22 protein-coding genes are annotated in these 21,837 nt (G+C 64.2%); 8 read left to right on the top strand and 14 right to left on the bottom strand.

Going from position 1 to position 21,837, the window contains the following annotated elements; genetic code table 11:
- The first annotated feature begins 264 nt into the window (after positions 1-264).
- From QCE83_RS06225 to QCE83_RS06215, 3 genes are all read left to right on the top strand, one after another.
- A complete protein-coding gene (locus tag QCE83_RS06225) occupies positions 265-2,118 on the top strand; it encodes a PhoH family protein (RefSeq protein WP_309808191.1) in 1,854 nt (617 codons plus the stop codon).
- A gap of 207 nt (positions 2,119-2,325) precedes the next feature.
- Entirely contained in the window at positions 2,326-3,330 is a 1,005-nt protein-coding gene (locus tag QCE83_RS06220; RefSeq protein WP_309808190.1) for a C40 family peptidase, read from the top strand.
- A gap of 59 nt (positions 3,331-3,389) precedes the next feature.
- On the top strand, positions 3,390-4,196 hold the full coding sequence (locus QCE83_RS06215; protein WP_309808189.1) for an SDR family oxidoreductase: 807 nt from the start codon (positions 3,390-3,392) through the stop codon (positions 4,194-4,196).
- A 47-nt stretch (positions 4,197-4,243) separates the two neighbouring features.
- Here the strand turns inward: QCE83_RS06215 and QCE83_RS06210 are convergent, their stop codons facing one another.
- From QCE83_RS06210 to QCE83_RS06175, 8 genes are all read right to left on the bottom strand, one after another.
- Entirely contained in the window at positions 4,244-5,254 is a 1,011-nt protein-coding gene (locus QCE83_RS06210) for an anion permease (protein WP_309808188.1), read from the bottom strand.
- Between the two features lie 40 nt (positions 5,255-5,294).
- Positions 5,295-5,921, bottom strand: coding sequence for a DUF47 domain-containing protein (locus QCE83_RS06205; RefSeq protein WP_309808186.1), 627 nt, complete (start codon positions 5,919-5,921; stop codon positions 5,295-5,297).
- A 223-nt stretch (positions 5,922-6,144) separates the two neighbouring features.
- Positions 6,145-7,533 carry a replicative DNA helicase gene (locus QCE83_RS06200; protein WP_309808185.1) on the bottom strand — a complete coding sequence of 463 codons (1,389 nt, stop codon included), beginning with the start codon at positions 7,531-7,533 and terminating at the stop codon, positions 6,145-6,147.
- Between the two features lie 111 nt (positions 7,534-7,644).
- The gene (gene rplI, locus QCE83_RS06195; protein WP_309808184.1) at positions 7,645-8,100 is read right to left on the bottom strand and encodes a 50S ribosomal protein L9; all 456 of its coding nucleotides are present in this window, start codon (positions 8,098-8,100) and stop codon (positions 7,645-7,647) included.
- 28 nt (positions 8,101-8,128) lie between these two features.
- Complete coding sequence (gene rpsR / locus QCE83_RS06190) at positions 8,129-8,404, bottom strand: 30S ribosomal protein S18 (RefSeq protein ID WP_309808183.1); 276 nt, start codon at positions 8,402-8,404, stop codon at positions 8,129-8,131.
- 2 nt (positions 8,405-8,406) lie between these two features.
- Positions 8,407-8,706 (bottom strand): primosomal replication protein N, encoded by a 300-nt coding sequence (priB, locus tag QCE83_RS06185; protein ID WP_007000151.1) that lies wholly within the window; start codon positions 8,704-8,706, stop codon positions 8,407-8,409.
- 34 nt (positions 8,707-8,740) lie between these two features.
- Positions 8,741-9,112, bottom strand: coding sequence for a 30S ribosomal protein S6 (rpsF, locus tag QCE83_RS06180; RefSeq protein WP_309808182.1), 372 nt, complete (start codon positions 9,110-9,112; stop codon positions 8,741-8,743).
- 139 nt (positions 9,113-9,251) lie between these two features.
- Positions 9,252-10,211: a LysR substrate-binding domain-containing protein gene (locus tag QCE83_RS06175; protein ID WP_309808181.1), complete on the bottom strand. Its 960-nt coding sequence runs from the start codon at positions 10,209-10,211 to the stop codon at positions 9,252-9,254.
- 196 nt (positions 10,212-10,407) lie between these two features.
- Here QCE83_RS06175 and gcl point away from each other — a divergent pair, with 196 nt between their 5' ends.
- The 4 genes from gcl to lysM all read left to right on the top strand — a co-directional run bounded on the left by gcl (position 10,408) and on the right by lysM (position 14,823).
- Positions 10,408-12,183: a glyoxylate carboligase gene (gcl, locus tag QCE83_RS06170; protein WP_309808180.1), complete on the top strand. Its 1,776-nt coding sequence runs from the start codon at positions 10,408-10,410 to the stop codon at positions 12,181-12,183.
- A gap of 76 nt (positions 12,184-12,259) precedes the next feature.
- Positions 12,260-13,060, top strand: a complete 801-nt coding sequence (hyi, locus tag QCE83_RS06165) for a hydroxypyruvate isomerase (RefSeq protein WP_309808179.1) — start codon at positions 12,260-12,262, stop codon at positions 13,058-13,060.
- A 44-nt stretch (positions 13,061-13,104) separates the two neighbouring features.
- Positions 13,105-14,013, top strand: a complete 909-nt coding sequence (locus QCE83_RS06160) for a 2-hydroxy-3-oxopropionate reductase (protein WP_309808178.1) — start codon at positions 13,105-13,107, stop codon at positions 14,011-14,013.
- A 315-nt stretch (positions 14,014-14,328) separates the two neighbouring features.
- Positions 14,329-14,823, top strand: a complete 495-nt coding sequence (gene lysM, locus QCE83_RS06155; RefSeq protein WP_309808177.1) for a peptidoglycan-binding protein LysM — start codon at positions 14,329-14,331, stop codon at positions 14,821-14,823.
- Positions 14,824-14,871: 48 nt separating this feature from the next.
- On the opposite strand, the gene QCE83_RS06150 is transcribed toward lysM, so the two are convergent.
- The 6 genes from QCE83_RS06150 to QCE83_RS06125 form a co-directional block, all read right to left on the bottom strand.
- Positions 14,872-15,864 carry an asparaginase gene (locus tag QCE83_RS06150; protein ID WP_309808176.1) on the bottom strand — a complete coding sequence of 331 codons (993 nt, stop codon included), beginning with the start codon at positions 15,862-15,864 and terminating at the stop codon, positions 14,872-14,874.
- Between the two features lie 31 nt (positions 15,865-15,895).
- Positions 15,896-16,822 carry a CysB family HTH-type transcriptional regulator gene (locus tag QCE83_RS06145; protein ID WP_309808175.1) on the bottom strand — a complete coding sequence of 309 codons (927 nt, stop codon included), beginning with the start codon at positions 16,820-16,822 and terminating at the stop codon, positions 15,896-15,898.
- A 40-nt stretch (positions 16,823-16,862) separates the two neighbouring features.
- The gene (locus tag QCE83_RS06140) at positions 16,863-17,921 is read right to left on the bottom strand and encodes a sulfate ABC transporter ATP-binding protein (RefSeq protein WP_309808174.1); all 1,059 of its coding nucleotides are present in this window, start codon (positions 17,919-17,921) and stop codon (positions 16,863-16,865) included.
- A gap of 15 nt (positions 17,922-17,936) precedes the next feature.
- Positions 17,937-18,839 carry a sulfate ABC transporter permease subunit CysW gene (gene cysW / locus QCE83_RS06135; RefSeq protein ID WP_309808173.1) on the bottom strand — a complete coding sequence of 301 codons (903 nt, stop codon included), beginning with the start codon at positions 18,837-18,839 and terminating at the stop codon, positions 17,937-17,939.
- The gene (gene cysT, locus QCE83_RS06130; protein ID WP_309808172.1) at positions 18,836-19,723 is read right to left on the bottom strand and encodes a sulfate ABC transporter permease subunit CysT; all 888 of its coding nucleotides are present in this window, start codon (positions 19,721-19,723) and stop codon (positions 18,836-18,838) included. The genes cysW and cysT overlap by 4 nt, the downstream gene beginning before the upstream one ends.
- A 110-nt stretch (positions 19,724-19,833) precedes the next feature.
- Positions 19,834-20,868 (bottom strand): sulfate ABC transporter substrate-binding protein, encoded by a 1,035-nt coding sequence (locus QCE83_RS06125; RefSeq protein ID WP_309808171.1) that lies wholly within the window; start codon positions 20,866-20,868, stop codon positions 19,834-19,836.
- Between the two features lie 258 nt (positions 20,869-21,126).
- Between QCE83_RS06125 and lexA the strand changes: the two genes are divergently transcribed.
- Complete coding sequence (gene lexA / locus QCE83_RS06120) at positions 21,127-21,804, top strand: transcriptional repressor LexA (RefSeq protein WP_309808170.1); 678 nt, start codon at positions 21,127-21,129, stop codon at positions 21,802-21,804.
- Positions 21,805-21,837: the final 33 nt, after the last annotated feature.

Raw genomic sequence — 21,837 nt, 5'->3', positions numbered from 1 at the left:
AAAGAGAAGTCAGCCGCTGGTTCCGGTAGTCGGAACGGCGGCTTTTTTATTGGGCATCGCGCGGAGCGACGCACTTTCCCCACCGCGCAATGATCCACTGACGCAATCCCGAGGAGCAGATCGACACCTAGGCGAACCGGCGTTTTCGACATTGAAGCGCGCCGCCGGGCGCAAACTGCGGCACGCGTCTCGCTGCGAGGGCGGACGAGCAGGATGCGACAGGCGGCGCACGATACACGACCCGATTCCTTTCGAGGGAACACCATGCCTTTGCCTACCGCCCCGGCCAAGCTCGGCCATCTCCTTCCGTCCGACGAGTACAAGGCCAAAGCCCGGCCTTCGAAATCGTCGAAGAAGCCCGCTGCAGCGAGCGACGACGACGCCCATGGCGGCGCCGCCACGGCCACCGCCGAACGTCCCGCGAACGCGGCGCACACGCTGCGCGCCATCGCCAGCGAAGTGCTGACCCAGATTCCCGCCGAAGCGCAGGTGGATGCGGCCGTGCCGCCGCCCGCGCCCGGCACCATCCCCGCGCGCGGCCGCAAATCGCGGCAGACCGCGGCGCTGTTGCAGCCGGCGCCCCCCGTCCGGTCGAAACAGGACGACACCGAAGCACGCGCCGAACGCATTGAGCAGGCCGATGCGCCTGTCGCGAGCGCCCCGTCGAACGCGAAGGAAACGCGCGCGTCCGGCAAACGCCGCAAGGGCGCCGCTGCCGAAGCCGAATTGCGCAAGCTGTTCGTGCTCGACACCAACGTGCTGATGCACGATCCGAGCTCGCTGTTCCGCTTCGAGGAACACGACGTCTATCTGCCGATGATGACGCTCGAAGAGCTCGACAACCACAAGAAGGGCATGTCCGAAGTGGCGCGCAATGCGCGTCAGGTGAGCCGCACGCTGGACGCGCTCGTCGCGCATGCGGGCAAGATGACGGAAGGCATTCCGCTCGCCGCGCAGGGCAACCGCGACGCGCTCGGCCGCCTGTACTTCCAGACGACGCTCACCGACATCGAGCCGGTCCAGGGCCTGCCGGTCGGCAAGGCCGACAACCAGATCCTCGGCGTCGTGCGTGCGTTGCAGAAGGAGCGCCCGGAAAGCCAGGTCGTGCTGGTGTCGAAAGACATCAACATGCGCATCAAGGCGCACGCGCTCGGACTGCCCGCCGAAGACTACTTCAACGATCAGGTTCTCGAAGACAAGGACCTGCTCTACTCCGGCGTGCGTGCGCTGCCGCAGGACTTCTGGACGCGGCATGCCAAGGGCATGGAAAGCTGGCAGGACACCAAGACCGGCACCACGTATTACCGCGTGACCGGTCCGCTGTGCCCGTCGATGCTCGTCAACGAGTTCGTCTATCTCGAGCCGCAGAACGGCGAGCCGTCGTTCCACGCCGTGGTGCGCGAACTCAACGGCAAGACCGCGCTGCTGCAGACGCTGCGTGACTACGGCCATCACAAGAACAATGTGTGGGGCATCACCGCGCGCAATCGCGAGCAGAACTTCGCCCTCAACCTGCTGATGAACCCGGAAGTCGACTTTGTCACGCTGCTCGGCCAGGCCGGCACCGGCAAGACGCTGATGGCGCTCGCTGCGGGCCTCGCGCAGGTGCTCGACGACAAGCGCTACAACGAGATCATCGTGACGCGGGCCACCGTGCCGGTGGGCGAGGACATCGGCTTCCTGCCGGGCACCGAGGAAGAGAAGATGCAGCCGTGGATGGGCGCCTTCGACGACAACCTCGAAGTGCTCCAGAAGACCGATGACGCCGCCGGCGAATGGGGCCGCGCCGCGACGCAGGAGCTGATCCGCTCGCGTCTCAAGGTGAAGAGCATGAATTTCATGCGCGGCCGGACGTTCGTCGACAAGTACGTGATCATCGACGAAGCGCAGAACCTGACGCCCAAGCAGATGAAGACGCTCGTCACGCGCGCGGGCCCGGGCACGAAGATCGTGTGCCTCGGCAATATCGCGCAGATCGACACGCCTTATCTGACCGAAGGCAGTTCGGGGCTCACGTATGTCGTCGACCGCTTCAAGGGCTGGACGCACAGCGGGCACGTGACGCTGGCGCGCGGCGAACGCTCGCGGCTCGCGGATTACGCGTCGGACATTCTCTAAGCGGCTTTATCGGCTGCCATGCACGGCCCGGCGGAGCGATCCGCCGGGCCGTTTTTCATGACGTTTCCGGTGATATCGCCGTTCCGCGACGGCAACACTTACAGCCGAATCTTCATGTAAAACTTCAACAGCGCTTGCCGCACGCCCGTGCGACGGGCTAGTATCGGCACACTGCCCTTACTGGCGAGCACGCGCTCGCCTTCTGCAATGCGTCGAATCTGGTTGCCGCTTCTCGTGTCCGTGCTGCTCGCCGCGTGTGGTTCCGCGCCGCAGCAGGCCACGCGCAAGCCCGCGTCCAGCACCGCCGCCACCCGCACCTTCAAGCCGCCGCCCGGTTTCCCGACTTTCGTCGATCACAGCATCGGGCGCGAGGAAATCTCCATTCAGGCGATGTCGCTCGTCGGCGTGCCGTATCGCTGGGGCGGCAACACGCCCGATGCGGGCTTCGATTGCAGCGGCCTCGTGCGCTATGTCGTCGGGCGCGCGGCGTCCGTCGATCTGCCGCGCACCACCGGCGAGATGAGTTCGCGCGGCGAATCGGTCGAACCGGACGAAATCGCCGCCGGCGACCTGATCTTCTTCAACACGACCGGGCGGCCGCATTCGCATGTCGGCATCTATGTCGGCAAGCTGCGCTTCGTGAACGCGCCATCGACGGGCGGCACGGTGCGTCTCGATTACCTCACGAATCCGTACTGGGCCAAGCGTTTCGACGGCATACGCCGCGTCGCCGCGCCTAAGGCCGCGCCGACGCCGTTCGATGGCCCGACTTACCTGGCATCGCCTGCGCCTGCGGCACCCGCTGCGGCTCCCGTAGTTCAAGCCGCCGCGCCGGCTCCAGTAGCTCAGGCGGCTCCAGCCGCCCCGGTGACCGCGAGCGCCGACGCCTTTGAACCGCCGCCTTCATCGCTGAGTGCGGCGCAGCGGCAATCGCAAGCGGCCGGCGCGATCGCGCCTGCTGCCGCCACGGCCGCGATCAACGCGTCACCCGATCCGATCCAGGCCGCCGCCGACGCCTTCGAGCCGCCGCCGCCCAGTTCGCGCGCCGCGCAGCAACAGGCGCGCACGGCTCAAACGGCCTATGACAACGCCACGCCTGCTTCCGCAGACCCGCCCGTGCGCGTGATGCGCGCCTCGACCAGCTCGCTCGCCGCGCCGCGTCCCGCACCGAACGACGACCCCATCGCCCGCTTCGCCACCGGAACGAACTGACGCCCGTCGCGCGCGTCTGCTATCGTGTTCCGATCGATTTCACCACGGAGCGCAACACCATGGACTTGGGACTGGCGGGCAAGGTCGTGCTGATCACGGGCGGCAGCAAGGGTATCGGTTTCGCCTGCGCCAAGGCGTTCGCCGCGGAAGGCGCGAAAGTGGCCATCGTCTCGCGCGATGCCGCCAATCTCGCCCGCGCCCGCGAGCAGCTCGCGAGCAGCGGCTATCACGTGCATCTTGCGCGCGCCGACCTGCACGAGGCGCACAGCGCCGACGACGTCGTGGAGGAAGCGAGCGCGGCGCTCGGCCCCATCGACATCCTGATCAACAGCGCGGGCGCCGCAAAACGCTACGATCCCGACACGCTCGACGCCGCCGCGTACAAGGCCGCGATGGACGCCAAGTACTTCTCCTACGTATATCCGCAGCAAGTGGTGCTCAAGCGCATGGCCGAACGCCTGCGCGCCGATCCGCAGGCGGAACCGGGCGCCATCGTCAACATCATCGGGATGGGTGGGAAGATGGCCAGCGACATCCACATCGCGGGCGGCGCCGCCAATGCCGCGCTGATGCTCAATACCGTGGGGCTGGCGCATCACTATGCGAAGCTCGGCATCCGCATCAACGCGATCAATCCGGGCTCGACGCTTACCGAACGCGTCGAGGAAGCGCTCGATCTCGAAGCGAAGCGTCAAGGCGTGACGCGCGATCAGGTGCTCGCCGACAGTCAGGCGAAGGTGCCGTTCGGCCGCTATGCGAAGCCGGAGGAAATCGCCGACGTCGCGCTGTTCCTGGCGAGCCGCCGGGCGAGTTACGTATCGGGCGCGCTGATTCCGATGGACGGCGTCTCGTCGCCGATCATCTGATGCGCATCCGCCCTGCCGTCACGCAGGGCGGACGCGCTTCAAGACGCTTAAAGGAAGCGGTGTCCGAGCCACCAACCCGCTGCGGCGAGCGCGGCGGAGGCCGGAATGGTCAGAATCCACGCCCACACGATGTTGCCCGCGACGCCCCAGCGCACCGCGCTGAACTTCTGCGTCGCGCCCACGCCGACGATCGCGCCCGTGATGGTATGCGTGGTGGACACCGGAATGCCGAGGAACGACGCGAGAAACAGCGTGATCGCCCCGCCCGTCTCCGCGCAGAAACCGCCGACCGGCTTGAGCTTGGTGATCTTCTGACCCATCGTCCGCACGATGCGCCAGCCGCCGAACAGCGTGCCAAGACCCATCGAGAGATAGCACAAGCCGATGACCCAGATCGGCGGCGCATCGGCGGTGGCGGACGCGTAGCCGGTGGCGATCAGCAGCATCCAGATGATGCCGATGGTCTTCTGCGCATCATTGCCGCCGTGGCCGAGCGAATACAGACCCGCCGAAACCAGCTGCATGCGGCGGAAGCGCCGGTCGACCTTCGAGGGCGGCGTGCGGAAATACAGCCACGACACCAGCAGCATGAAGAACGAGCCGAGCACGAAGCCCAGCAGCGGCGAGATGAAGATGAACGCAACCGTCTTCAGCAGGCCGTCCCAGTTGAGCGAGCCCCAGCCCGACTTGGCCAGCGCCGCGCCGACCAGCCCGCCGATCAGCGCATGCGACGAACTCGACGGAATGCCGTAGATCCAGGTGACGATATTCCAGCCGATCGCGCCGACCAGCGCGCCGAAGATCACGTAGTGATCGACGATCTCGGGATCGATGGTGCCCTTCCCGACCGTGGCCGCGACCTTCAGGTGAAAGATGAAATACGCGATGACGTTGAACGCCGCCGCGAAGGCGACCGCTTGTTGCGGCTTGAGCACGCCGGTCGAGACGACCGTGGCGATGGAATTGGCGGCGTCGTGGAAGCCGTTCATGAAGTCGAACGCGAGTGCGACTATGACGAGCAGCGCGACGGCCCAGATGGCGAGTTGAATCGAATGCATCAGTGAATGGTGTGGTGACTGGAGTTCAAAGCGCCGCCGGTCAGGCGTTTTCCAGCACGATGCCTTCGATGATGTTCGCGACGTCTTCGCACTTGTCGGTGATCGTCTCGAGCAGCTCGTAGATCGCCTTCAGCTTGATGAGCGTCTTCACGTCGTCTTCCTCGCGGAACAGTTTCGACATCGCCGAGCGCAGCACGCGATCCGCGTCCGACTCGAGCCGGTCGATTTCCTCACAGATCTTCAGGATTTCGCTCGCGCGCTTCATGTCGGACAGCAGCCCGACCGCTTGCTGCACGCGCTCGCACGTCGCCGTGCTGATGTGCGCGAGCTGGCTCGCCTCCGAAGTCACCGCACGCACGTCATACAGCGAAATGGCCGTGGCGACGTCCTCCATCAAATCGAGGATGTCGTCCATCGTGGTGATCAGTTTGTGGATCTCGTCGCGGTCGAGCGGCGTGATGAAGGTCTTGTGCAGCAGGTCGATGGTTTCATGCGTGAGTTTGTCGGCGCGCTTCTCGTTCGCCTGCACTTTCTGCTTGTGCATCTCGGCTTCGTCGAGGTTGTCGATCAGCAGCTCGAGCTCGCGGCTGGCCTCTACGATGCACTTGGCGTGCGCGTTGAAGATTTCGAAGAATTTGCCCTCAGTGGGCATGAAACGACCGAACATGAAAATCCCGATCCCGATTAATGGGTCAATTTAAAGACAGACATCAAACTGACATATTGTACCCGTGCGCGCACCCCGACGTGCCGCGCTCATACGCCGCGAATCGTGACTCGCATCCGGGACAGCAAAGCAGTCGTCATCCCTTCGTGTTCGCTCCGCACCTTGCAGAATGCTTGCGCCACGGCACTTGACCACTTTGATTCGATGCCGAAAGGCAGTGGCCCTACTCGCTGCCGTAGAAGGTCTGCGAGCCCGCGAAATTGTCAAATTTCGTGAACTGGCCGTGGAAGGTCAGGCGCACCGGTCCGATCGGACCATTACGCTGCTTGCCGATGATGATTTCCGCCGTGCCCTTGTCGGGGCTGTCGGGGTTATAGACTTCGTCGCGATAGATGAACAGGATCACGTCCGCATCCTGTTCAATTGCGCCCGATTCGCGCAGGTCCGACATGATCGGGCGCTTGTTCGGACGCTGTTCCAGACCGCGGTTCAGCTGCGACAACGCGATCACGGGCACGTCGAGCTCCTTGGCGAGACTCTTCAGCGAGCGCGAGATTTCCGAGATTTCAGTCGCGCGGTTTTCGCCGCCGCCCGAGCCCGACATCAGCTGCAAATAGTCGACGATGATGAGACCCAGCTTGCCGCACTGGCGCGACAGACGCCGCGCACGGGAGCGCAGTTCCATCGGGTTGAGGCCGCCGGTTTCGTCGATGAACAATTGCGCCTCGCTCATCTTCTGCACGGCGTGCGTGAGCTTCGGCCAGTCTTCGTCGGTGAGGCGGCCCGTGCGCATGCGATGCTGATCGAGCCGGCCCACCGAGCCGAGCATACGCATGGTGAGCTGCGTGCCGGGCATTTCCATCGAGAACACCGCGACCGGCAGGCCATATTCCACCGCCACGTATTCGCCGATGTTCATCGAGAACGCCGTCTTGCCCATCGACGGACGTCCCGCCACGATGATCAGTTCGCCGCCATGCATGCCGGAGGTCATGCGGTCGAGGTCGACGAAGCCGGTAGGCGTGCCGGTCACGTCGCTCGGGTTGGCGGTGTGGTACAGCGTGTCGATGCGCTCCACCACCTGCGTCAGCAGCGGTCCGATCTCGAGAAAGCCCTGCGTGCCGCGCGCGCCGTCTTCGGCGATCGAGAACACGCGCGATTCGGCTTCGTCGAGAATCTGGCGGACTTCCTTGCCCTGCGGATTGAAGGCGTCGGCGGAGATTTCGTCCGCGACCGACACCAGCCGGCGCAACACCGCGCGATCCCGCACGATCTCGGCGTAACGGCGGATATTCGCCGCGCTCGGCGTGTTCTGCGCCAGCGCATTCAGGTACGCGAGCCCGCCCACTTCGTCGGCCTTGCCGGCCATCGTCAGCGCTTCGTGGACGGTGATGACGTCCGCGGGACGCGTGGCCGCGATCAGCTTGCCGATGTGTTCGTAAATGATGCGATGGTCGTAGCGATAGAAATCGCTTTGCGCCATCACGTCGGCGATGCGGTCCCACGCGGCGTTGTCCAGCAGCAGGCCGCCGATGACCGATTGTTCAGCTTCGATCGAATGCGGCGGGACCTTCAGCGCGTCGAGTTGCGGGTCTTTGGACGGAGCGTTCATGGGGTGGAATTATCGGACAATGGCCGGGCATGGACAATAAAAAATGGCAGGAGCCATTCAGCTCCTGCCATTTCTGATCCGATTCGCGAGGCGCGATGCCTCGCGTCAGACTTAGGCGTGCTCGCCGAGCACCGACACCGTGACGTCGACCAGCACGTCCGTGTGCAGCGCCACTTGAACCGGATGGTCGCCGACCAGCTTGATCGGGCCTTGCGGCAGACGCACTTGCGCCTTTTCGACTTCGGCGAAGCCTTGCGACTTCAGCGCTTCGGCGATGTCCGCGTTCGTGACCGAACCGAACAGACGGCCGTCGACGCCTGCCTTCTGCGAGATCTGAACGGTAAAACCGCTCAGCTTTTCGCCTTGGGCCTGGGCTGCCGCCAACTTTTCAGCGGCGTTCTTTTCGAGTTCGGCGCGGCGAACTTCGAATTCAGCGATGGCGTCCTTGGTGGCGCGGCGTGCCTTCTTGCCGGGGATCAGGAAGTTACGTGCGTAGCCGTCCTTGACCTTGACGATGTCGCCCAGGTTGCCCAGATTGACGACCTTTTCCAAAAGAATGATTTGCATTTTTGGCTTTCCCTATTGCGTCGTCTGATTAGGCCTTGTGCAGGTCGGTGTACGGCAGCAGCGCGAGGAAACGTGCGCGCTTGATGGCCGTGTCGAGCTGACGCTGATAGTGCGACTTCGTACCGGTCAGACGAGCCGGCGTGATCTTGCCGTTTTCGCCGATGAAGTCCTTCAGCGTTTCCGTGTCCTTGTAGTCGATCTGTTCGACACCGGCTGCCGTGAAACGGCAGAACTTCTTGCGCTTGAAGAGCGGGTTTTGTTGCTGACGACGCTTGTCGAATTTCTTACCAGTCGGGCGGGGCATGATTAGTCCTTTCCAATGTCCTGCAATTCTGTGATGTGAAACACCAGGGTTCGTGCGTTACGGCTCTTCTTGGCCAGGAAGCCGGTGAAGCGTGTTTCGACGCCCATCGGACAGCTTTCCAGCCTGCCGCTCGCCTCTCCGGCGGCGACCGCCTGCAGCGTCAGTTCGATTTTCCGGGCGATGCCCGCTTCGACGACTTCTGCGGCGTGTTGCAACGTGCAGCTTGCGATCGGGATGCCGGCGGGCGTGTACCGCACCGGTTCGCGTTCCACGACGCTTGCTGTCAGTTGCAGCCGATTCACTTGAACCTTGGTGGCTGTGACGAACTGATTCGCCTTAAGCCTGCGCTTCGGACGGCTGGCTGGCCGCCTTCTTGGCTTCTTCGCGCTGCACTTCCTTCATCATCGGCGACGGGCCGGTTTCGGCCTTCTTCATCTTGACGATGAGGTGACGCAGAACGGCGTCGTTGAACTTGAATGCGTGTTCCAGCTCTTCCAGCGTGGGCTGGTCGCACTCGATGTTCATGCAGACGTAGTGAGCCTTGGCGAGTTTCTCGATCATGTAGGCCAGTTGACGACGGCCCCAGTCCTCGATGCGGTGGATCTGGCCACCGTGCGACGTGATCGTGCTCTTGTAGCGCTCGATCATGGCGGGCACTTGCTCGCTTTGATCGGGATGCACGATGAAGACGATTTCGTAATGACGCATATTCACTCCTTGTGGATATAAGCCACCCGGGCGTCGGACCGGTGCGGCAAGTGAGAAGCCCGAGACTATAGCGTGGAATGGCGCTTTTCGCAAGCCGCATAGCCTTCTCTAAGCTGAATTCAGCAGTGATTTCAGGCAGTTAGCGATCCTTGACCGTCGTCGCCACATGGACCGGCTCGCCCGGCAAGCTGGGCGGACGGCTCCAGTAACCCAGTTGAGCGAAAATTTCCTTAAGATAATCAATGAAGTAGCGTACGCGCGCCGGCACGTAGCGCTGCTGCGGGTAGACCGCGAGGATGTCGTAGTCAGGCAGTTCGAAATCGTCCAGCACGGTTTCTAGCTCGCCGGATTCCAGTTGCCGCTGAATCTCCCACGTCGACCGCCAGCCCAGCCCCAGCCCTTCCGAGGCCCAGCGGTGCAGCAGTTCTCCGTCGTTGCAATCGAGATTGCCGGCCACGCGCACCGTCACGATCTTGCCGTTGCGGCGGAAATACCAGCCGCGGTTCTGGCCGCCCTGGAGATTGAACGCCAGGCAGTTGTGGTTCGGCAGGTCTTCGAGCGTTTTCGGCCGGCCGTGCTTCCTGAAGTACGCGGGCGTCCCGCACACGACGCGCCGGTTGCCCGCCAGCTTCACCGCGACGAAGTTCGGATCGACGGCCCCGCCGATGCGTATCGACAGGTCATAGCCCTCGCGCACGAGATCGACGACGCGGTCGGTCAGATTGAACGACATCTGCAATTCGGGCTTGTCGGCGAGGAAGCGCGGCGCGTGCGGCGCGACGTGCATGCGCCCGAACGCCGCCGGCGCGGACACGATCAGATGCCCGCCCACCGCGCGCCGTCCGGCCGCGAGTTCGTTCTCCGCCTGATCCCATTCCGCCAGCAGATTCCTGCAGCGGTCGAGAAACGCGGCGCCTTCCTCGCTGACCACCAGCCGCCGGGTCGAGCGGTACATCAGCTTCACGCCGAGGCGCTTCTCCAGCGCGTCGATGCGCCGCCCGAGAATCACCGGCGACACGCCCTCCTCCAGCGCCGCCGCCGCCAGGCTGCCGGCTTCGGCCACGCGCACGAAGGTTTCGATCTGCTTGAAACGGTCCATCTGTCGTCTCCGGACGGGCACTGGCCGCTCAGCCGCGCCACGTCGTCATTCGATACTTTTTGTTTGGTAAAAAGCGACTCGCGCTGATCTTATCAAACCTTTTTCACAGACTTAAAGTGCATCGAACCCTGCATGAAAGCAGACAGCCATTTCCCGATTTCAGATTTCAGTTAGAGCCCCCAGGAAGGAGACAACCATGCCCAAGATGAGAGCCGTCGATGCAGCCGTCCTCGTGCTGGAAAAAGAAGGAATCGATACCGCGTTCGGCGTGCCGGGCGCGGCCATCAACCCGTTCTACTCGGCGATGAAGAAGTCGGGCGGCATCAGCCACGTGCTGGCGCGCCACGTCGAGGGCGCCTCGCACATGGCCGAAGGTTATACCCGTGCGGCGCCGGGCAACATCGGTGTGTGCATCGGCACGTCGGGTCCTGCGGGCACCGACATGATCACCGGTCTGTATTCCGCCCAGGCCGACTCCATTCCGATCCTCGCGATCACCGGCCAGGCGCCGCGCGCGCGGCTCTACAAGGAAGATTTCCAGGCCGTCGATATCGAATCGATCGCCAAGCCCGTGACGAAATGGGCCGTCACCGTGCGCGAGCCGGCGCTCGTGCCGCGCGTGTTCCAGCAGGCGTTCCACCTGATGCGCTCGGGCCGTCCGGGCCCGGTGCTGGTCGATCTGCCGATCGACGTGCAGATGGCAGAAATCGAATTCGACATCGACACCTACGAACCGCTGCCGGTCTACAAGCCGAAGGCGACGCGCGCGCAGATCGAGAAGGCGCTGACGATGCTCAACGACGCCGACAAGCCATTGATCGTCTCCGGCGGCGGCGTGCTCAACGCGGCGGCGGAAGACCTGCTCGTGAAGTTCGCGGAAACCATCGGCGTGCCGGTGATTCCGACGCTGATGTCCTGGGGCGCGATTCCCGACGACCATCCGTTGATGGCCGGCATGGTCGGCCTGCAAACCTCGCACCGCTACGGCAACGCGACGATGCTCGCCTCCGACTTCGTGCTCGGCATCGGCAACCGCTGGGCGAACCGTCATACGGGCAGCGTCGAGGTGTACACGAAGGGCCGCAAGTTCGTGCACGTCGATATCGAACCGACGCAGATCGGCCGCGTGTTCGGCCCGGATCTCGGCATCGTGTCGGACGCGAAGGCGGCGCTGGAACTGTTCGTCGAAGTGGCGCAGGAATGGAAGGCGGCCGGCAAGCTGAAGGATCGCGGCGCGTGGGTGGAGGACTGCCAGCAGCGCAAGCGCACGATGCAGCGCAAGACGCACTTCGACAACGTGCCGATGAAGCCGCAGCGCGTCTACGAGGAAATGAACCTCGCCTTCGACCGCGATACCTGCTTCGTCACGACGATCGGTCTGTCGCAGATCGCCGGCGCCCAGTTCCTGCACGTGTTCAAGGCGCGCAACTGGATCAACTGCGGCCAGGCCGGCCCGCTCGGCTGGACCATTCCGGCGGCGCTCGGCGTGCGGGCAGCCGATCCGCAACGCAAGATCGTCGCGCTGTCGGGCGACTATGACTTCCAGTTCATGATCGAAGAACTTGCGGTCGGCGCGCAATTCAAGCTGCCGTACGTGCATGTGGTGGTGAACAACTCGTATCTCGGGCTGATCCGTCAGGCGCAGCGCGGCTTCGACATGGATTACTGCGTGCAGCTCGCGTTCGACAACATCAATGCGCCCGAACTCGAAGGCTATGGCGTCGATCACGTGGCGGTGGCCGAAGGGCTCGGCTGCAAGGCGCTGCGCGTGCACAAGCCGGAGGAGATCGCGCCCGCACTGAAGCAGGCGCAGGCGCTGGCCGCGGAACATCAGGTGCCGGTCGTCGTCGAGATGATTCTCGAACGCGTGACCAACATCGCGATGGGCACGGAAATCGACGCGATCAACGAGTTCGAGCAACTCGCGGAAAGCAAGTCGGATGCGCCGACTGCCGTCACGCCGCTGGACTGATTCCCCTGCTTCGCCGCCGCGCGTTCGTTGAAGGAGCGCGCGGCCGTCATCACTGACCGACCATCAGGACCGAACCATGCCGAAATTTGCTGCGAACCTGACCATGCTGTTCAACGAAGTCCCGTTCCTCGACCGCTTCGCGGCCGCGGCGAACGCGGGCTTCAGCGCGGTCGAGTTCCTGTTCCCGTACGCGTTCTCGATCAGCGATATCCAGCAACGCCTGAAAGACCACGATCTGCGCATCGTGCTGCACAACCTGCCCGCCGGAAACTGGGAAGCGGGCGAGCGCGGCATCGCCTGCCTGCCCGACCGCGTGGCGGAATTCCGTGAAGGCGTGCCGCGCGCCATCGAATACGCGAAGGCGCTGAACGTGCCGCAACTGAACTGCCTCGTCGGCATTCCGACGGCCGGCGTTTCGACCGAACAGGCGCGCGCGACCATCATCGAGAACCTGCGCTTCGCTGCCGCTGCGCTCAAGAAGGAAAACATCCGCCTGCTGGTCGAGCCGTGCAATGCGTACGACATTCCTGGCTTCGCGCTGAACCGCTCGAAGGACGGGTTCGACGTGATCCGCGCGGTCGGCTCGGACAACCTGTTCCTGCAGTACGACATCTATCACATGCAGCGCATGGAAGGCGAACTCGCGGCGACGATCAAAAAGCATCTGCCGCAGATCGCGCACATCCAGCTCGCCGACAACCCCGGCCGCAATGAACCGGGCACCGGCGAAATCAACTACGCATTCCTGTTCCGGCTGCTCGACGAGATCGGCTATCAAGGCTGGATCGGCTGCGAATACAAGCCGCTCAACGGCACCGAAGCGGGCCTCGGCTGGCTCGAACGCATCGGCGGCGTGACGGCGGGCAGCGCGGCATAACCCACGGATCCGGACATTCAAGGACACAAGGAGGAGCATCCAGTATGGCAACGATCGGTTTCATCGGCCTCGGCATCATGGGCGCGCACATGGCGCGCAATCTCATCAAGGGCGGCCACGCGCTCGTCGTGAACGGCAAGTTTCCGGTACCGGACGACATCCGCGCGCAGACCAAGGTCGTGGAAGACTCGGCCGCGGTCGCGAAGGCCAGCGAGATCGTCATCACGATGGTGCCCGACACGCCCGATGTCGCCAATGTGCTGTTCGCCGACGACGGCGTCGCCAAGGGTCTTTCGAAGGGCAAGCTCGTGATCGACATGAGCTCGATCGCGCCGCTCGACACGCAGGAATTCGCGAAGAAGATCAACGCGCTCGGCTGCGACTATCTCGATGCACCGGTCTCGGGCGGCGAAGTCGGCGCCCGCGAAGCGACGCTCACCATCATGGTCGGCGGCCCGGAAAAGTCCTTCCAAATCGCGAAGCCGCTGTTCGAGCTGATGGGCAAGAACATCTCGCTGATCGGCGACAACGGCGCGGGCCAGACCTGCAAGGTGGCGAACCAGATCATCGTCGCGCTGAACATCGAGGCGGTCGCCGAAGCGCTGCTGTTCGCCGCGCGTTCCGGCGCCGATCCGGAGCGCGTGCGCAAAGCGCTGATGGGCGGCTTCGCGTCGTCGCGCATCCTCGAAGTGCACGGCGTACGCATGACGAAGCGCACCTTCAATCCGGGCTTCCGGATCGAACTGCATCAAAAGGATCTGAACCTCGCGCTCGACGGCGCGCGCAAGATGGGCCTCGCCCTGCCCCACACGGCAAGCGCCCAGCAACTCTTCAGCGTATGCGCCGCGAACGGCGGCAAGGCATGGGATCACTCGGCGCTCGTGCGCGCGCTCGAGATCATGTCCAACTTCCAGGTGGCCGACGAGCCGGCGCAAGCCAAAGCCGCCGCGTAACGCGCGGCACCTGAACCGTGGGGCGTCCCGCGTATGGGCACGCGGGACAAATGCCGTCCTGGGCTGAGGGCGGCAAGTGGGGTCCGAGAGCGGCACCCGGCGTTGCGCCGGGTAAGCCTTGGTCGGTCAGACGGAGTGTCGTCGGGTGTCCGCGTCGGATTTTCATGCATCGATTCCTGCCGCTCGCACATGAGCGGTGCTGCAACTCCTGTGTTGAAACTCCTGTGTTGAAACTCAGAACTATCTGGTGGTGCGCGCGACTAAACTGCCTGAAAGTCGCAGGCCGTCTCACCACTTCAACCAAGGAGCCAGACAATGGGAATCCTCAGCTTTATCAAGGAAGCAGGCGAGAAACTCTTCGGCGCAGCCACGCCGGCCGCACAGGCTGCGGCGCCCGCCGCGGCGCCGGATGTCGCCGCGCTGAACCAGAAAGCAGGCGAAGCCATCGCCACCTATATCCGCTCGCAAGGCCTCAACGCGGATAATCTCGATGTGAAATACGACGGCGCGTCGCACACGGTCACCGTGTCGGGCCAGGCGCCGGATCAGGCGACCAAGGAAAAGATTCTGGTTGCCGCGGGCAACGTCCAGCACGTTGACAAGGTGGACGACCAGCTGACCGTGCCGAACTCGGAACCCGAGTCGCAGTATTACACCGTCGTGTCGGGCGACAATCTCTGGAAAATCGCCGAGAAGTATTACGGCAGCGGCGCGAAGAACGACCTGATCTTCGAGGCAAACAAGCCGATGCTGAAGAGCCCGGACAAGATCTATCCGGGACAGGTGTTGCGCATTCCTCCGGCTGCGTGAGCCTCAGGCGCACATCATGAAAAACGCGAGCCGTGAGCTCGCGTTTTTTTAGTACGTATCGAATACGCGCTGCAGGTCGTTATCGCCTCTGGCCAGCGCCAGCATCAGCAGCACGCGCGCCTTGTACGGGTTCAGCGTGCCCGCGCTGACCGTGCCCAATGCGTCATCCGAGGCCGCGCCATTGCGCATCACATGCCCCGATCCCACGCGCGACGCACGCACCACCGCCACGCCCCGCTTCACCGCATCGGCGAGCGCCTGCGTCAGCGTGGCGTGCATCGAGCCGTTGCCCGTACCCGCCACGACGATCCCCTTCACGCCGGCCGCCACGAGTGCATCGACGGTCACGCGCGACGCGTCCGCATAACTCGCGACGATCTCCACCATCGGCCATTGATCCGTCACGGCGAATTCGCTCGTCACGGTATGCGGCCGCACGGCCGTGCGCTGGAACTCGACGCGTCCGTCCTGGACGAAGCCCAGCACGCCGGTTTCGGGTGAACGAAAGGCATCGACGGCATAGGTGCTCGTCTTGGTGACATCGCGGGCGCAGTGAATCTGGTTGTTGAACGCCACCAGTACGCCCTTCTCCGCCGCGTCTGGCGATGCCGCCACCGTGACCGCATTGAGCAGATTGAGCGGACCGTCGGCGGACAGTGCGGTGGACGGCCGCATCGCCGCCGTCAGCACGACAGGCTTCGCGTGCTTCACCGTCAGATGCAGCAGGTAAGCGGTTTCTTCGAGCGTATCGGTGCCGTGCGTGACCACGATGCCGTCGATGTCGTCCTGCGCCAGCAGCGCGTCGATGCGGCGCGACAGCGTCGTCCAGAGCGCGGCGCTCATGTCCTTGCTGTCGATGCTCGCGACCTGTTCCGCGTGAATGGTCGCAACCGAACCGAGCGCAGGCACGGCGTCGAGCAGCTTGTCGACGCCGACGACGCCCGCCTTGTAGCCCGCTGTTTTCGAGGCATCGCCGGCCGATCCGGCGATGGTGCCGCCCGTTGCCAGCACGGCGATGCGAGGGAGAGAGGATGGTTTCATGCCGGCGATTGTAAATCAGCCGGCAAGGAGATCATGCCGCTTCGCGCAGTTGCGCGGCGATCTGCGCTTCGTCGAGTTGCGGGGCGAACATCTCGATCAGACGATACGCATAGGCGCGCAGGAAGGCGCCCTTGCGCAGGCCGACGCGCGTGGTGCTCGCCTCGAACAGATGCTGCGTATCCAGCGCGACGAGTTCCGAATCGCGCTTCGCGTCGTAGGCCATCGCCGCGACGATGCCGATGCCCATGCCGAGCTCCACATAGGTCTTGATGACGTCGGCGTCGATGGCGGTGAGCACGATGTCGGGAATCGCGCCGACGCTCGCGAACGCCTGGTCGACGTGCGAGCGGCCGGTGAAGTCCGTGTCATAGGTGACGATCGGATATTCGGCGATGTGCTCCAGCGAGAGATTCTCGCGCCCGACCAGCGGATGATCCTTTGGCACCACCACCGTGTGATGCCACGAGTAGCACGGGAACGTGACGATGTCCGGATAGCGGTCCAGCGCTTCTGTGGAAATGCCGATGTCCGCCTCGCCGTTGATGATCATCTGCGCGATCTGCTGCGGGCTGCCCTGACGCAGCGCGAGATGGACCTTCGGAAACACTTCCGTGAACTGGCGGATCACCTTGGGCAGCGCGTAGCGCGCCTGCGTATGCGTGGTCGCGACGACCAGATGGCCGTTGTCCTGATCCGCGAACTGGCGTGCCACGCGCCGCAGGTTTTCCGCGTCGAGCAGCATGCGCTCGATCAGCTGATGCACTTCCTTGCCCGGCTCCGTCAGCCCGGTGAGACGCTTGCCGCGGCGCACGAAGATATCGACGCCGAGTTCGTCCTCGAGGTCCTTGATCTGTTTCGACACGCCCGATTGCGACGTGTACAGCACGTTGGCCACTTCGGTCAGATTCATGTTCTGACGCACGGCCTCACGCACGAAACGCAGTTGCTGGAAGTTCATGGGAGTCTCTCCGTGATGCTCTTATCGCTTGTTCTGTTTGTCATTGCGCCGGAAACACGCGCAGCGTGCGCGGCACCGCGGTCACGCCGTCGCCGACCTCGAGCCGCAGCGCGCGCCAGGCCTCGCGATCCAGCTCCGCTTCGATCACGCCGCCCGCGCTGCCCTCCAGCTCCACGCGCACCGAGCCGCCGAGCGTCACGACGCGCCGCACGCCGACCGTGATGCCGTCGCGATGCGCGCCGTCCGCCGGATACAGCGCGAGATCGTGCGGCCGGACGTAGGCGAGCGCGCGGCCGCTGAAATGAGCCTGCGCGGCGATCGGGCTCGCGGCGCCGTCGGCGGTGAAGCCGTTGGCATCGACCTGCCCTTGCAGGCGGTTCGCCGCGCCGAGAAACTCGTAGACGAACGAGGTCTGCGGATGATCGTACACGTCCTGCGGACTGCCGACCTGCTCCATGCGGCCGTGATTCATCACGACGATGCGGTCCGCCACTTCGAGCGCTTCTTCCTGGTCGTGCGTGACGAACAGCGTCGAGATATGCAGGTCGTCGTGCAGACGCCGCAGCCAGCTGCGCAGTTCCTTGCGCACCTTGGCATCGAGCGCGCCGAACGGTTCGTCGAGCAGCAGGACCTTCGGCTCGACAGCCAGCGCCCGCGCCAATGCAATGCGCTGCCGCTGTCCGCCCGACAGCTCCGAAGGAAAGCGTTCCGCGAGCCAGTCGAGCTGCACGAGCTTGAGCAGTTCATGCACCTTCTCGCGTATCACGGCTTCGCTCGGGCGCTCGCGGCGGGGCTTCACGCGCAAGCCGAACGCGACGTTCTCGAACACCGTCATGTGCCGGAACAGCGCGTAATGCTGGAACACGAAGCCGACCTGGCGCTCGCGCGCGCCCACTTCCGCGACGTCCTCGCCATGCAGCACGACCTGCCCTGCATCGGCGAATTCGAGACCCGCGATGACGCGCAGCAGCGTGGTCTTGCCGCAGCCCGACGGCCCGAGCAGCGCGACCAGTTCGCCGGCGGGAAAATCCAGCGAGACGTTGTCAAGCGCGGTGAAATCGCCGAAGCGTTTTTGCAGATTGCGAACGATGATGCTCATGATGATGTCGGCCTGTCAGTTCTGTGCGGTGGCGGAGGCTTTGGCTTCGCTCACGGACTGCGTCATGCGCCGCTCCGCGAGGAGCTTGAGCGCGAGCGTCACGAGCGCGAGCAGCGCAAGCAGCGACGCCACCGCGAACGCCGCCGAGAAGTTGTATTCGTTGTAGAGGATTTCGACGTGCAGCGGCATGGTGTCGGTCTGGCCGCGAATGTGCCCGGAGACCACCGAGACCGCGCCGAACTCGCCCATCGCGCGCGCGTTGCAGAGGATCACGCCGTACAGCAGGCCCCACTTCACATTGGGCAGGGTCACGCGACGGAAGATCTGCCAGCCCGATGCGCCCAGCACATGCGCCGCTTCTTCTTCTTCGTTGCCCTGCGCCTGCATCAGCGGGATCAATTCACGCGCAACGAACGGGAACGTCACGAAGATGGTGGCGAGCACGATGCCCGGCACCGCGAAGATGATCTGCACGTCGTGCGCGGCGAGCCACGGGCCGAACCAGCCCTGGGCGCCGAACATCAGCACGTAGATGAGGCCCGAAATCACCGGCGACACCGAGAACGGCAGATCGATCAGCGTCGTCAGCAGCGCCTTGCCGCGAAACTCGAACTTCGCGATGGCCCACGAAGCCGCCAGCCCGAACACGAGGTTGAGCGGCACGGCGATCGCGGCGGTCAGGAGCGTCAGCTTGATCGCGGACCACGCATCCGGGTCCTTCAGCGACTCGAAGTAATAGTCGAGGCCCTTGGCGAAGGCCTGCGCGAACACGGCGGCAAGCGGCACCACGAGAAAGAACGCGAGGAACGCGAGCGCGATGCCTGTCAGCAGCCAGCGCACCGCGCGCGGCTCGGTGACGGGATTGAGCGTGTGCGTGTCGCGCTGCGACGCGGTTTGCAATGGCAGGACCTTGCTCATGCCGGTTCTCCTGCCGTCGCTTGCGCAACCTGTGCCGGCGCCGCGCCGGTCTTGCTCGTGCGCCGTTGCAGGAACCACTGCAAGGTGTTGATGAGCAGCAGCATCAGGAACGACACGCACAACATCACGACAGCGAGCGCCGTGGCGCCGGCATAGTCGTATTGTTCGAGCTTGGTGATGATGAGGAGCGACGTTATCTCGGACTTCATCGGCACGTTGCCGGCGATGAAAATCACCGAGCCGTATTCGCCGAGCGCACGCGCGAACGCGAGCGCGAAGCCCGTCAGCAAGGCGGGCAACAGCGACGGCAGCACCACGCGGCGAAACGTCAGCCAGCGCGATGCGCCGAGGCACGCGGCGGCTTCCTCCTGCTCGCGCTCGAAGTCCTCCAGCACCGGCTGCACCGTGCGCACGACGAACGGCAAGCCGATGAACGTCAGCGCGACCAGCACGCCGAGCGGCGTGAAGGCGACCTTGATGCCGAGCGGCGCGAGATACTGGCCCACCCAGCCGTTGCTCGCATAGACCGCGGCGAGCGAGATGCCCGCGACCGACGTGGGCAGCGCGAACGGCAGGTCGACGATGGCATCGACGATGCGCTTGAACGGGAACGTGTAGCGCACCAGCACCCACGCGACGAGAAAGCCGAACACGGCGTTGATGAGCGCGCCGCCGAGGGCCGCGCTGAAGGTCAGCCGGTACGAGGCCAGCACGCGCGGCGACGTGACCGCGCGGACGAACTGGGCCCAGTCGAGCGTCGCGGTTTTCGCGAAGGTGGCCGCAAGCGGAATCAGCACCACGAGGCTCAGGTAAGCCAGCGTGATGCCGAGGGTCAGGCCGAAGCCGGGCAAGGCGCTCGGCTTCCTGAATGTGAGGGTCGTCATCCGTGAGTCTTCCTTGAGTCTTCCTTCTGCGCCGGGGGAGGCGCGTGCTGCCGGGTACTGCATGAGCGACGCGCGGCGTCATGAGTGCGCCGCGTCGTCGGAACCTGTCCTTATTGCGGCTGATAGATCGAGTCGAAAACGCCGCCGTCGGCAAAGTGGGTCTTCTGCGCCTTGGCCCAGCCGCCGAACGTGTCGTCGATGGTGTAGAGCTTCAGCTTCGGAAACTGCTTCGTGAGCTCGGCCGGCACCGTCGTCGAACGCGGCCGATAGAAATTGCGCGCGGCAATCTGCTGGCCTTCGTCGCTATACAGATACTTGAGATAGGCCTCGGCGAGCTTGCGCGTGCCGTGCTTGTCGACGACCTTGTCCACCACCGCGACCGGCGGCTCCGCCAGGATGCTCACCGACGGCACCACGATCTCGAACTTCTCCGGACCGAATTCCTTCAGCGACAGGAACGCCTCGTTCTCCCACGCGATCAGCACGTCGCCCTGACCGCGCTGCACGAAGCTCGTCGTTGCGCCGCGCGCGCCGGAATCGAGCACGCCCGCATTCTTGTAGAGCTTCGTCACGAAGTCCTTCGCGGTCTGCTCGTTGCCGCCCGGCTTGTGCTGCGCATACGCCCACGCGGCCAGATAGTTCCAGCGCGCGCCGCCCGAGGTCTTGGGATTCGGCGTGACGATCGACACGCCCGGCTTCGCCAGGTCGTCCCAGTCCTTGATGTGCTTCGGATTGCCCTTGCGCACCAGGAACACGATGGTCGAGGTGTACGGCGACGCATTGTCCGGCAGGCGTTTCTGCCAGTCCGCGTTGACGAGGCCCTTGCCCGCAAGGGCGTCGATGTCGTACGCCAGTGCAAGGGTGACGACGTCGGCCTGCAGACCGTCGAGGACCGCGCGCGCCTGGCCGCCGGAGCCGCCGTGCGACTGCTTGAAGGTGACGGTCTCGCCCGTCTCGGCCTTCCACTTCTTCGCGAAGGCCTGATTGAAGTCCTGATAGAGCTCGCGCGTCGGATCGTAGGACACGTTCAGGAACGATGTCTCCGCGCTCGCGGACGCCGCCATGCCGATCCCCGCCGCCGTCAGCGCCGCCGCCGCAAGCAGGCGTCGCGCGCCCCGACCCAATCCCCATTTCAAGCTTTGCATTCCCCGTTCTCCGTCTTATCGAATTGACGGAATCAGTCTAACGAGGCGTCTATATGATTAGAAATAATCGTTTGTCACTTTTTTATACGTGAAACTGCTAAGAAGCTTATTCCTCTACGTGGAAAGGATGGCTGGTGCTTCAGCGCGCTCGCCGGGGGCCTGCACGACCGAACTTAAAGTAAAGCTTGAAAAGCGCGGAATACTGTATAAAAATACAGTCACCTGTCCATCCATACAGTGCCCCAGGGGTCCGAGCCAGTGAACAAGACATCCAAACTCACCGCGCGGCAGCAGCAGGTGTTCGAGCTGATCCAGCGCGCGATCGAGCGTACGGGCTTCCCGCCCACGCGCGCCGAGATCGCCGCCGAACTCGGCTTCAGTTCGGCCAATTCGGCCGAGGAGCATTTGCGGGCGCTGGCGCGCAAGGGCGTGATCGAACTCGCGGCGGGCTCGTCGCGCGGCATTCGCCTGCTGAGCGACTCGGCGCGCATCGAGCGGCCGGAAGACGTGCCGCATCAGTTCACGCTGCCGCATGCGAGCATCATGCAGCTCTCGCTGCCGCTGGTCGGCCGGGTGGCGGCCGGTAGTCCCATCCTCGCGCAGGAGCACATCTCGCAGCATTACGCCTGCGACCCGGCGCTGTTTTCGAGCAAGCCGGACTACCTGCTGAAGGTACGCGGGCTGTCCATGCGCGACGCGGGCATTCTCGACGGCGACCTGCTCGCCGTGCAGAAGCGCACCGAAGCGAAGGACGGGCAAATCGTGGTCGCGCGTCTGGGCGACGACGTGACGGTGAAGCGCTGGAAGCGTCATCGCGATGGCGTCGAGCTGATCGCCGAAAATCCGGACTACGAGAATATTTTCGTGCGCTCCGGCAGCGGCGAGTTCGCGCTCGAAGGCATTGCGGTCGGCCTGATTCGTTCCGGCGAGTTCTGACATTCCGGCATACGCGTTGGTGAGACCTGATAA

This window comes from Caballeronia sp. LZ034LL, from assembly GCF_031451215.1.
Lineage (GTDB): Bacteria > Pseudomonadota > Gammaproteobacteria > Burkholderiales > Burkholderiaceae > Caballeronia.
This window is presented reverse-complemented; position numbering and strand designations above follow the sequence as displayed.